8 protein-coding genes are annotated in these 11983 nt (G+C 51.4%); all 8 read right to left on the reverse strand.

Going from position 1 to position 11983, the window contains the following annotated elements; genetic code table 11:
- Positions 1-61: 61 nt before the first annotated feature.
- The 8 genes from ACP7EW_RS14085 to eno all read right to left on the reverse strand — a co-directional run bounded on the left by ACP7EW_RS14085 (position 62) and on the right by eno (position 11827).
- A complete protein-coding gene (locus ACP7EW_RS14085) occupies positions 62-1456 on the reverse strand; it encodes an APC family permease (RefSeq protein WP_426217723.1) in 1395 nt (464 codons plus the stop codon).
- Between the two features lie 371 nt (positions 1457-1827).
- Positions 1828-2883 carry an AraC family transcriptional regulator gene (locus ACP7EW_RS14090; protein ID WP_426217726.1) on the reverse strand — a complete coding sequence of 352 codons (1056 nt, stop codon included), beginning with the start codon at positions 2881-2883 and terminating at the stop codon, positions 1828-1830.
- Positions 2884-3692: 809 nt separating this feature from the next.
- A complete protein-coding gene (locus ACP7EW_RS14095) occupies positions 3693-4271 on the reverse strand; it encodes a helix-turn-helix domain-containing protein (protein WP_426217728.1) in 579 nt (192 codons plus the stop codon).
- A 65-nt stretch (positions 4272-4336) separates the two neighbouring features.
- Complete coding sequence (locus ACP7EW_RS14100) at positions 4337-5572, reverse strand: M20 family metallo-hydrolase (protein WP_426217730.1); 1236 nt, start codon at positions 5570-5572, stop codon at positions 4337-4339.
- Between the two features lie 950 nt (positions 5573-6522).
- Positions 6523-8052 (reverse strand): 2,3-bisphosphoglycerate-independent phosphoglycerate mutase, encoded by a 1530-nt coding sequence (gpmI, locus tag ACP7EW_RS14105; protein WP_426217732.1) that lies wholly within the window; start codon positions 8050-8052, stop codon positions 6523-6525.
- Between the two features lie 9 nt (positions 8053-8061).
- Entirely contained in the window at positions 8062-9684 is a 1623-nt protein-coding gene (locus ACP7EW_RS14110; RefSeq protein ID WP_426217734.1) for an NADP-dependent glyceraldehyde-3-phosphate dehydrogenase, read from the reverse strand.
- A 65-nt stretch (positions 9685-9749) separates the two neighbouring features.
- Positions 9750-10511, reverse strand: a complete 762-nt coding sequence (tpiA, locus tag ACP7EW_RS14115; RefSeq protein ID WP_426217736.1) for a triose-phosphate isomerase — start codon at positions 10509-10511, stop codon at positions 9750-9752.
- Positions 10508-11827 carry a phosphopyruvate hydratase gene (gene eno / locus ACP7EW_RS14120; RefSeq protein WP_426217739.1) on the reverse strand — a complete coding sequence of 440 codons (1320 nt, stop codon included), beginning with the start codon at positions 11825-11827 and terminating at the stop codon, positions 10508-10510. The genes tpiA and eno overlap by 4 nt, the downstream gene beginning before the upstream one ends.
- Positions 11828-11983: the final 156 nt, after the last annotated feature.

Here is an 11983-nt window from a genome sequence, read left to right on the forward strand (position 1 = left end):
GGCTATCCTAAGCGCTCGTTATGACAGAGCGAGCCAAGGAGTAAGCGGGGGTTTCTAACTGTTAGATATTTTCGGAATGGCTCTTTGGTAGTTTTTTAGTGAAGCCTTTGGTTATCCATAGTAAATAGACTATGCCAATGCCTAGCCAGATCAGGCCTACCTCAAATGACTGGCGGGTTAAGCTAGTCCATAGCCATAGCGTTAGAATCAGGCCGATAGCAGGAAGAACACCGTATCGGAAATAACCGATTGCAGTACGATTCTCCTGTTCGCTAAGGAATACCTTGCATACCGACAAGTTTACAAATGAGAACCCAACAAGTGCGCCAAAACTGATCATGGTGGTAGCCAGCTCCAGACTGATCTCCAAAGCTGTCAGCGATATCAAGCTAACTACTATGGTCGCCATTGCCGGCGTACCGAAGCGCTTCCAAGTCGAGCCGAATATGCGCTTCGGAAGAACATCATCTCTCCCCATCGCATAAAGCACGCGTGTCACACTAGCTTGTGCAGCCATAGCGGATGCGAAGCATGCAGCTACATAAACCGCTGTGAAGAAGGCGGAAAGAAAATGGCCGCCAGCGCGCTGCATGACATCTAGGCTGGCCGAGTCAGGGTTTGTGAGGGACTGCCAATCGGGGTAGACAATATGACCTACGTAAGAAATAGCTATATACAGTAATCCGCTGACGAAGGTGCAGAGCATAATTGCCTTTGGCATATTGTGCTTTGGGTTGACTGTCTCTTCTGAGAGGGTCGAAACCGCATCGAATCCCAGAAACGAAAAGCACAGAATTGCAGCGCCGCTGAGAAGGGCGGAAATGTTAATGCCAGAGTCGAAGAAGGGGTAAGTGAAAGAGGGAGGTGGGTTTTGAGATACAGTCTTCAAAGATATTGCAATAAAAACTGCTACAAATACGATCTGTGCTACCACCAGTATCAAGTTAACCTTGGCTACTAGCTTGATCCCAAGAATATTGAGAACTAGAACTGTTAATAAGCACCCAATTATCCATGCTGCTGATGGTATTTCGGGGAAATAAGGCGTCATGTAGATACTGATGACTAAATAGCAAATCATCGGCATAAACAGATAGTCTAGCATCAGCGCCCAACCGACAAGAAAACCTGCATTCCCTCCGAAGGCGATACGGGCGTATGAGTATGCGGATCCAGCGATTGGATGCTTACTTGCCATTCGGCCATAGCTGTAAGCTGTAAATAGCATAACTATGAGCGTAACAATATAAGCTAACGGCAAATGTCCAGAGGTGCCTGTAGTCACCAGGCCGTAAGTGGTGAATACCGTCAGGGGAATCATGTAGGCCAAACCGAAAAGCACTAGGGATGGAAGACCTAGAACGCGTTTGAGTTTGTCGCTTGATTGAGATGTGGGCGTGGTCTCCGGATAGGGAATTATGCCGGGCTTTGTATCGATAGCTGCTGCTTCTCTCACAGTAGTGACTCCTACTTTTTTTGTTTGGAGACGGCGTCTGGGTCTAAGACGCCAGTTGATTTTATGCGTAGCTAAAATCTTTGCTCAGCTCAATTCTGAGCACGTTGCGACTTTCCCGTGAGAGGTATTCAGGACATCACAGGAGATAATTTCGGACATTGGATGTTCGAGCGATGTACCACCTGAACAGGCGCCCGAATGACCGTGGAGTGTGAGGGATGGGCGCGGAGGTAGCCTGATTGCGGCAGCGGCGATCACGCATCAGGTCAAGTGAAATGGTGGGGCGGGCACATGGATAATTTCGAGATTACCTCAGCATGCTATAGCTAATACGGATACGGTTATTGACGCAACCGGAGAAAATGGCCGACTTAGCGATCAATCAGCCCTTTGCGGTACTCACGTGGTGATTTCCCAGTCCAGCGTCGGAAAGCGTGACGAAAGCTCACCGTGTCACTGTAGCCAAGCTCCTGAGCAATACTTGAAATGCTTTTGGATTCAATTGCAAACAGAAGGCATGCACGATCATGCCTCACCTGATCAAGTAGATGTTGGAAGGAGCTACCCTGGTGATCCAGTCGTCGACGCAACGTTCGTTCCGTCAAGCAGAGCTTCTCGCATACGCGAGAAAGGGAGCTGAAGGTTACAAGGTCGCTTTGCAATAGCTGCTTGACGTGAAGAATGCAATCGTCTGACGCTTTTGTTGCCCATTGACGCTCTAAGTCTTGGCACTGAGCATACAACGCGTGAAAACTGACCATATTCGCGAGCGGCGCCTTGTTCTCGAACACTTTTGCAGGAAAGAAGACTCCATTTTCAGATGCGCCATATTCCACTTCGCAGCCGTAAAAGGCTTTGTTCTTCAGAGTGTGGTCGGTTGATGGCGCTGGGTAACGTACAGCTACCCTGGACGGAGGCGTACTAAATCCCATCAAGTCTTCAACTACAGTTTTCACTGCAGCTAGACACATATCGGTGGTCATGACCTCCAAGTCGGAGGAGTAGCCATAATTGTTAATTACAACGGCCGTCTGAGTCTCACCTTCTCTGACTCGCACAGTATGATAAAGCCCCATAGCCAAGGGGAACTCCTCCATACAGGCTAAGGCTACTCGAAGGTTTTGACTGACGAGCATCGTATAGCCAGGCATGCCGAAACTCGAGACATGAACTCGTTGACCAATCTCTAACCCGACTGATTTGTCTCCACTGAGTCGCTGGAGGTTGCTGAAAACCTTGAGCTCCTGTTCTCGGGTGATGAATGTCGATGGTAGATCCAGTTCGTCCAGGCGCAAGCGTGCACCTTCTAGGATCGCTGCAGGATCTATTCCTCGCTTTCGAGCCTCTTCCACCGCTAAAACAATCACATGTGTAGTAGCGGGAATCTTTGTCGGGGAGGTATGCAGCATGAGCAGTCGTTCGCTCATCGACATGCTTGCATTTTCGCCAGATTTACCCACCGTAGAAGTGCTAGTGAGTAGCTTTGACCTACTCCCGGGGGGTTCGAGCCGACCCTGCATTATCAATACCTCACCTGAGGGCTAGAGATTTGGAGGCTCGAAGACTGCGCTCTTCGCGGAAGGAGCGATGTGGGCGTTCTTGAGTGGTAGTGTTGAACCTACCCATCCAACCATTTCCATATTCAAAAGCAAAAGACGTGCCCATTTCAGAGCGATGCTCGAAACCACCAATGTGACGCTGCTGCGTTAGGGATAACCTTCAGCTCTGGTTCTGAGCACCTCTAAATTATAACAGGGCTGAGATGGAGCCTCGTAGCGAACGTCGGTTGCCAGTGTCATCAAAAGGTGCGCCCGTACCAAAAAAATGGATCGTGCACTCTTCCTGAGCAGGTTGTGGCGACTGCCGAATGAATGCGTTTTGAATATTTTTGATCGGTAAACCGCGCGAGTGACGATCATTGCGCAAGATGACTAAAGCGTTGAAGCCATCACGTGGATTTCAAGCATCTGGCGCTGTCGGCACCGGCATCATGCGCGTTGACTCGCCTAAGAGATGCGATGGGCTGAAGCCTGCAGGAGGCAATCTTTTCTAGTGCGTTGGATAGCGTGAGATGCCCCTCTGGCAGCTTGCTCTCCTGCTTGATTCGAGTTCGGTTTGACGGGTGAAGCAAATTGATCCCAGTCCCAAGTCATCGGCACCGAGCAAGGCGAAAGCCGTTGCGGATGAAAGCAAAAAACGAGTCGCGCGTAGGTACTGTAGCTTTGCAATCTGGCGATCAGAACGTCGCGGGCGTGTTGACCCACAAAATTCTTGAGGTTTTGTCAGAGACGTTTCGATATCGGTGACCTTGCGCTGAGTTAAAGAAGAAGGAATCACCAGTCGCCAAAGAGTGAACCTCGTCTTCAACCAAGAGCTCTAGTTCGCCTTCTAGTAAGAGTCCGAATTCCTGTCCAAGGTGAGAGATGGACTCATTACTTCCTCCCTTTGCAGGGACGACGTGAATGTTGACCTGCAGTAAATATCCTGGGCCTGATGGCACAAGATTTTCTAGCTCAACATTATTGCTTGAGCGCCTGTGTCCGGTTTTTAAAATTGGGCGCTCGCCGGCTCGTATAACGTGAACCTTTCCCTGAAAATCTGGGTTAGCGAAAAGATCCCCCATGTTTATTCCAAGTGCGGCAACTACGCGATGTAAAATGGGAAGAGACGGGCTCGCAATACCATTTTCAATCTTCGAGAGGTAGCCTTCTGTCACCTCAGCCTTCAACGCAACCTCTTTCAAGCTTCGCGCTTGGAGCTGCCGAGTGTGTTTGATTTTGGCGCCAACTTTGAAGGTGGCTTCTTTATCGCTCATCCCGTCCCGCCTCATCAGCATCCCCTCATTGGGCGGCTTTCTTTTTAAGTAATTCTACGGGGATGCTAACGTCTTTCACCTGCTAGAGCCAGAATGCTCTCGAGGAGCACCTGGCCTCCAGCGGTAAGGTGCTGAGGGTCTGTCCACTCCGACTCATGATGGCTAATGCCATCTCTCGACGGCACAAAAATCATTGCGGTCGGTGCGATTGCTGAAACGCGGCTTGCGTCATGCATCGCGCCACTCACGATAGGTATGGATGAGAAGCCGGCCTTGATAGCCGACGACTTTACGACCTCAACGCAGTGTTGATCGAAGTGCACGGCAGGGACATGCATCGTTTGCTTGATTTGCGAGTGCACGCCGTGTCGAGCATCGACCTCTTCGAAGACCCTTTCGATTTCGCTGACGAACGTATCCAGTACATCGCTTTCTGGATGGCGCAGATCGATGGTGAAGGAGCTCAGCCCAGGCACCGTATTAGGTGAGCCAGGGCTGACATGAACCCGTCCAACCGTGAACCTAAGTTCCTTATTCATCGAAAGGGCTATAGTTCGCAGAGTCGATACCATCTCAGCGACCGCCGCAAAAGAGTCTTGGCGTAAGTGCATGGGAGTGGTGCCAGCATGACGGTCGCTTCCTTCGACTGTCACCTCAAACCAGCGTACTTCCTGAATCCCTTGTACTACACCAATCGACACAGCTTTCTCCTCAAGGATTGGCCCTTGCTCGATGTGAGTCTCAATGTACGCGCCTATCGTCAGGTCATTCATGGGGACGCCGAAGTAGCCAATACGCATTAAGTCGAACTTGAACGTGGAGCCTTCCGTGCTCGACAAATCCCAGATAGCGTCATGAGACAGCTGGCCTGTAAATCCACTTGAGCCTGTAAGGCCTGGCTGAAAGCGAACCCCCTCTTCATTTGTCCAGTTCACCACAGCCACGTCGAAGTCCGTCTGGGTGTTGCTCTCCTGGAGTGTTCTGAGGACTTCCAGACCTGCAAGTACGCCATAGATACCATCGAGCCTTCCGCCATGTGGCTGGGTGTCTAGGTGACTGCCAGTCAAGATGACTTTCCTGTTAGGTCCCAGACCTGGCCGAATTGCAAAGATGTTGCCGAAGCAGTCGACTTTCACCTCTGCACCAGCGGCCTTGCACCATTGGACGAAAAGATCTCTGGCATGCTTATCCTCATCGCTGAGAGCCAGCCGGCAGCACCCTCCACCTGGTGTGGCACCAATCTGATTAATCTCCTCAAGCGACTGCTGTAGGCGATCCCCATTGATTGACAGGCGGGTCATAAGGCTACCTCATCCTGCGCGGGGGTAGTCTTTAGGTGAGATTGATCGCAAATCGTCGGTGTGACGAAAGTCTGTCCATCTGAGTATTCGAAGGGGATTTTTGTCCCGGTAACAGCAATATTGAGACCGTTTGTTCGGATGCTGGTTATCGAAGCAGTTGAGGAAGAAACCGCATCGATTGAAGCACATTTTCGCTTTTTCATTTTTGGGCCCATCCAGAGAAGCATTACCGTTTTTTGGTTGTTACGCAGATCAGGGGGGTAGCCAGCCGCAATAAATGATGCGGAGTCGTCGTTGATGCTTAGCTATTCCATTATAGGAAATATAGATTCCCTGTAGGAAAGTTGCTTTCCCAAAAGTTAATCTTGTTTCCTTCGGTCGTCAACCCTGCCGGGTGCCCTTTGTCGAGGAGTCGGGAGAGGAGCATGGTCAGAGGGGGCTATAGAAAAATGACCATGCTTCGCTCGAACGAGAGGCGTTTACGGGGCTTGATGATTCGCCGATTCGGGGGGGGGGGCAGAACCGCCCCTTCGAGAAATTGGGGACGAGATTAGAAACAGAAGCCGCTCTTGGCTCATCGGTCAACTGGAGAAATGAGTGCTTATAAAAACAGGGGTGAGCAGTCCACTGAGTGGTGGGAGCTGAGGGGCAAACGGGAAGCTATTGTCCGGCTTTGCTATCAGCACTCAAGGACACTCGGATGAGGAGATGCTTCGAGCTAGTGCCATGGAATTTTTTACTAAGCGTAACGGTCGCCAAAAAAGCTCCTGAGCATGGCCCAGGAGCAAATAGCTGATGGCATGAGATTCGGGTGACCAAACCACAGAGCAACTTCACATATGGGGCTGAAGCTGTTCACCTCAATACGGCAGCTGTAAGAGCAAAATCGACGGTTTGACCAAGCCGTCGGCTTTGCTGGAAATCGCCCTCTTTACCAGCAAAAGCTCTCCTCAAGAATGCTTTCGTAAAAGGCTCGATCCTTCCATTTCCATAGGTTGCTGTATACCCATCATATCCAGCAGAGTCGGAGCGATGTCGCACAGAGACCCATTCTCAAGTCCAAATTTCCCTGCGTTTCTTCCGACTAAAATCAGGGGCACTGGATTTTGAGTGTGGGCGGTATGTGCTTGACCAGATTCAGGGTCGAGCATTTGCTCGACGTTCCCATGGTCTGCTGTGATCAGGCACTCTCCATCGATCTCCAATGTCGCCTGCGTCACGTGAGCTAGGCAAGTGTCCAGCGCCTCGACAGCGCGGACTGCTGCATCGAAGTTTCCAGTGTGACCAACCATATCCCCGTTGGCGTAGTTGCATACCACCAGATCAAATTTTTTGCTTTTGATTGCCTCCACCAGTTTCACTGTAAGTTCAACCGCGCTCATCTCTGGCTGCAAGTCGTAGGATGCAACATTTGGCGAAGGAACGAGAATGCGATCTTCACCGCTGAATGGCTCTTCACGACCACCATTGAAGAAGAAGGTCACATGCGCGTATTTTTCTGTTTCTGCAATTCTCAGCTGACGTTTGCCTTGATCTGCCAAGTATTCACCCAGGCTGTTGCGCAGAGGCTCAGTTTCAAAAATGCAAGGGCATGAAATGTCATCGGAGTAGCGCGTCAGCGTAAGCACCGACTCAGCGGCAAGAACACGCGCACGTTCGAACGGTTCAAACTCTTTGCTTATCAGTGACTGGGTCAACTCCCGTGCGCGATCAGGTCGGAAATTCATAAAAATTACCGCGTCTTCCGGCAGGATTGGTGCTAACTCGCCAACGATTGTGGGCTTCACAAATTCGTCTGTCTCTCCTCGTTCATACGCGGCGATAAGAGCGTCTGCGGCGGTATTAGCCTGGTACTCTCCTTGACCGTCCAGAACCAGTTGGTGAGCCAGCTCAACACGACTCCAGCGGTTGTCCCTATCCAGCGCGTAGTAGCGACCCATGACTGTGGCGATCCTCCCTTTGCCACAATCGCGCAGAACCGACTCCATCTGCTCAATGAAGTGTGCTGCACTCTTGGGAGGGGTGTCGCGCCCATCGAGAAAGGCATGAATGTAGAATTGTTCAATTCCGTGTTTGGCCACAATTCTAGCCATGGCGGCTATTTGATCGATGTGACTGTGGACACCTCCATCTGATAGCAAGCCCATGATATGGATCGCGCCTCTGTGACCAACGGTGGAACTCATAAGGGTCTTCAGGCGCTCATTTGCGGCCAGTGTCTCATCTTCAATGGCTTTATTGATGCGTGTGAGACTTTGGTAAACGATCCTGCCGGCACCCAGGTTCATGTGGCCAACCTCAGAGTTACCCATCTGCCCTGACGGCAGGCCTACAGCTAACCCCGATGTTTCGATTTGGCTGTTAGGGTACATCTTCAGTAACGCGTCCAGAGTCGGAGTTTCTGCTGCGGCGAACGCGTTCGACTCCAGCTCATTCCTTATGCCAACGCCATCCAAAATAATCAGTGTGCGAGTAGTCATGATCCCACCTTAAAAGATGTAATCGGTGGTCAGGAAGCTCGACTCACGATTGCGCAGAATGTCGCTGATCAAGTTCTTGTTGCTGTCTTGGAACTTTGCAGCCACTAAAGTACGAATGGAAAAGACACGAAGTGCGTCGTGAACCGAAAGTGTACCCTCTGCTGAGTTTTTGCGGCCATTGAACGGGAATGCATCGGGGCCTCGTTGGCATTGGGCATTGATGTTGATCCGCCCTACCTGATTCGCAAAAATATCAATCAGCTTTGCCACTTCTTTGGAGTTGTTGCCAAAGATACTCAGCTGCTGGCCGAAGTCCGATTGCACCACGTAATCAACCACGGTGTTGATATCCCGGAAAGGCACGATCGGTACTACCGGCCCGAACTGCTCTTCCTGATAGACACGCATTTTCGACGAAACCGGGTACAAAACAGCTGGGTAAAAGAATGTTTCGCACGACTGCCCACCGTTTTCGTTAACGACGTTCGCACCTTTTGCGACCGCATCTTCGACCAAGCTACTGAGATATTGGGTCTTGCCAGGCTCTGGCAGCGGTGTGAGTGAGACGCCTGCTTCCCATGGCATTCCAGACTTCAAGACAGTGACCTTGCTGTTGAATTTCGCCACGAACTCATTGGCAATGTCTTCGTGGACGAACAGAATTTTCAAAGCGGTGCAGCGTTGGCCATTGAATGACAAGGCGCCGGCGACTGCTTCATTGACAGCATTATCGATATCGACCTGAGGCAAAACGATTCCCGGGTTTTTGGCGTCAAGACCCAGTACGGCTCGTAGGCGGTGTGGACGGGGATGCAGTTTCTTTAGGTCACTGGCCCCTTTATTGGTGCCGATGAATGCGAAAATATCTACTTTGCCGGAAGCCATCAGTGCGCCGACGGTTTCACGTCCACTTCCGTAGATCACGTTGATGACGCCTGCGGGGAAGCTATCGCGGAATGCTTGAAGCAGAGGACGGATGAGCAATACGCCGAACTTCGCAGGCTTGAACACAACGGTGTTGCCCATGATTAATGCGGGAATGAGGGTCGTGAATGTCTCGTTGAGTGGGTAGTTATAAGGCCCCATGCATAGGGTCACGCCAATAGGTACCCGTCGGATGTGGCCCAAGGTGTCCTGTTCAAGTTCAAAACGACTGGAGCGCCGATCTAGGTTTTTGAGCGCGTTGATGGTGTCGACGATGTAATCGCAGGTGCGGTCAAACTCCTTCTCGGAGTCTTTGAGGTTCTTTCCGATTTCCCACATCAGCAGATTCACGACCGCGCTACGTTTTTCGCGCATCCGGGCCAGGAATGATTCGACGTGTCTGATACGTTCAGCTACACGCATGCGAGGCCACGCACCTTGCCCATTATCATAAGCCTGCACAGCTGCATCCAAAGCGACCAAGGCGGTATCAGCATCGAGCAGTGGGGTACTTCCAAGAATGACTTGTTGACGGGTTTCGCCCTCAGTCAAAAAAATAGGACTATGAACTTGAGCTAGAGGGCCTCCCCATACTTGCAAAGCACCATTCACTAGGTATTCACGCTGTTGGATTGGCTCTGGAGCATTGAACTGCTCAGGGATGTTTTTTGCGTCTGGAAATATGCTGGTCAGTGTTTGGTTAGTCATTTCAAATCTCTATGTGGGTAGTTGCCCTAGGGGCTGTCGTAGAGCAACTCGATGATCGGAATTTCTCAGGACGCGGCTTTGGCGGAAAGGCATACGGCAGAGAAGGAGTCGGCATCCAGTGATGCACCTCCTATCAACCCGCCGTCGATGTCTGGTTCGCTGAATAAGCTGAGCGCGTTGTCTGCTTTAACACTCCCACCGTAGAGAATCTGAACGTCATTTGCGGTTTGTGAATCCAATGCTCGAATGTAGTCGCGTAGGGCCAGATGCACCGCTTGGGCTTGCGCTGGCGACGCCGTTTCGCCGGTGCCGATTGCCCAAACTGGTTCGTAGGCAATTACGCCATCTTGCAATCTCGAAACACCAACCCTATCTACGACCGCCTGAAGCTGCTCAAAAACCACTTCGTTGGTTTGTCCTGCGTTTCTCTGAGCAAGGGTCTCGCCCACACACAGCACGGGCTCAAGGCCGGATTTAAGAGCGGCCTCGAACTTTGCAGCGACGCGTTCATTAGTCTCGCCAAACAAATCCCGACGCTCGGAATGTCCAACCAGAACAAAGTGACAGTCAAAGTCGATAAGCATTGAGCCGCTCACCTCACCCGTGAAGGCACCACTTTCATGCTCATTGATATCTTGGGCGCCAAGACCCACTCTGCAGCCGAATAGGTGTTGGCTTGTGTTGCCGAGGTAAGGGAAGGGCACGCAGACTGCGATATCAATACCATCTGCACCGCTGACCCTCGAAACGACATCAGCTAACAGCCGAGCATTTGTCGCTCGACCGCCATTCATTTTCCAATTGCCAATAACAAGTTTTTTTCTCACCACTGACCTCCAGTTTCCAGTCGAGCGATAAGGGCATCTGCTGAGTAAGGAGCATTGCTTTGTTCCGCCTCCTCAATCCGCAAAAGCTGGTTGTACTTGCCCACACGGTCAGATCGGCAGAGAGATCCTGTTTTGATTTGGCCAGCAGACGTGGCAACAGCCAGATCCGCGATCGTGGTGTCTTCGGTTTCCCCTGAACGGTGGGAGATTACGGCGGTGTAGCCTGCATCTTGCGCCATGCGGATGGCTTCAAATGTTTCCGTCAGCGTTCCGATCTGGTTGAACTTGATCAGAATCGAGTTCGCTATCCCTTTCTCGATACCTTCTGCGAGAATTTTAGTATTGGTGACGAACAGGTCATCACCAACCAACTGAACGCGCCCACCGATCTTGTCAGTCAAGATAGCCCAACCGGCCCAGTCGCTCTCATCCATCCCGTCCTCAATAGAGACAATCGGATACTTGTCGCAAAGTGCTGCCAAGTAATCAGCGAACTCAGCAGGGCTGTACGATTTGCCCTCGCCAGCGAGTACGTACCGACCGTCCCTGTAGAACTCGGATGCAGCACAATCCAATGCCAGGGTGACGTCCTTGCCCAAGACATAACCTGCCTTTTCGACGGCCTCCTTGATCACTATCAAAGCTTCTTCATTCGATGCGAGAGAAGGGGCAAAACCACCTTCGTCACCTACAGCTGTGCTGAGCCCTCTACTGTTCAGCACTTGTTTGAGCGCGTGGAAAATTTCTGCACCGATGCGCAGGGCCTCCTTGAAGTTACCGGCGCTTACCGGTTGGATCATGAACTCCTGAATATCGATATTGTTGTCGGCGTGTTCTCCACCGTTGATGATATTCATCATTGGCACTGGCATCGTGTACTGCTCTGGCTGGCCATATAGGCTGGCTAGATATTGATAGAGCGGCACGTTGAGATATGCCGCACCCGCCCGAGCAGTCGCCAGCGATACTGCAAGAATGGCATTGGCCCCCATGCCTGATTTACTGTCGGTTCCATCGAGAAGAATCATCGTGCGGTCGATTCGTGTTTGATCCAGCACATCCATACCCAATAGGCATTTCTGAATCGGGTTATTAACGTTCCATACGGCTGTCGCCACACCCTTGCCGCCATACCGTGTGCCACCGTCACGTAGCTCCAAGGCTTCGCGACTGCCTGTCGAAGCCCCCGATGGAACACTGGCAACTGCGCTTACACCATTGTTAAGTGTTACCACTGCCTCAACAGTGGGATTACCGCGAGAGTCGAGGATTTCGCGGGCGGAGATTGATCTGATAGTGCTGTTAGTGTTGGTCACGGACGTCATCACCTGTTTGAAAAATTGAAGCGTCTTGCGAGCTGTCGGCAGTCAGAAGTTCTCGCTGTTCGGCGTTTTCGATGCGAATGTCGAAGTCGCGTGGCCAGAGATGTCGAGTTGTTTCCCATGAGTCGAGTGGGTCGGTGGAATGCTGTT

This window comes from Pseudomonas sp. DWRC2-2 (assembly GCF_049897885.1).
In the GTDB taxonomy this organism is placed as follows: Bacteria; Pseudomonadota; Gammaproteobacteria; order Pseudomonadales; family Pseudomonadaceae; genus Aquipseudomonas; species Aquipseudomonas azotoformans_A.

What these genes read in the sequence shown, in the direction of transcription:
- ACP7EW_RS14100 (WP_426217730.1), bottom strand. Translation starts at nt 5,572, where the DNA reads ATGACCCGCCTGTCAATCAATGGGGATCGCCTACAGCAGTCGCTTGAG.
- ACP7EW_RS14095 (WP_426217728.1), bottom strand. Translation starts at nt 4,271, where the DNA reads ATGAGCGATAAAGAAGCCACCTTCAAAGTTGGCGCCAAAATCAAACAC.
- ACP7EW_RS14110 (WP_426217734.1), bottom strand. Translation starts at nt 9,684, where the DNA reads ATGACTAACCAAACACTGACCAGCATATTTCCAGACGCAAAAAACATC.
- ACP7EW_RS14090 (WP_426217726.1), bottom strand. Translation starts at nt 2,883, where the DNA reads ATGAGCGAACGACTGCTCATGCTGCATACCTCCCCGACAAAGATTCCC.
- gpmI (WP_426217732.1), bottom strand. Translation starts at nt 8,052, where the DNA reads ATGACTACTCGCACACTGATTATTTTGGATGGCGTTGGCATAAGGAAT.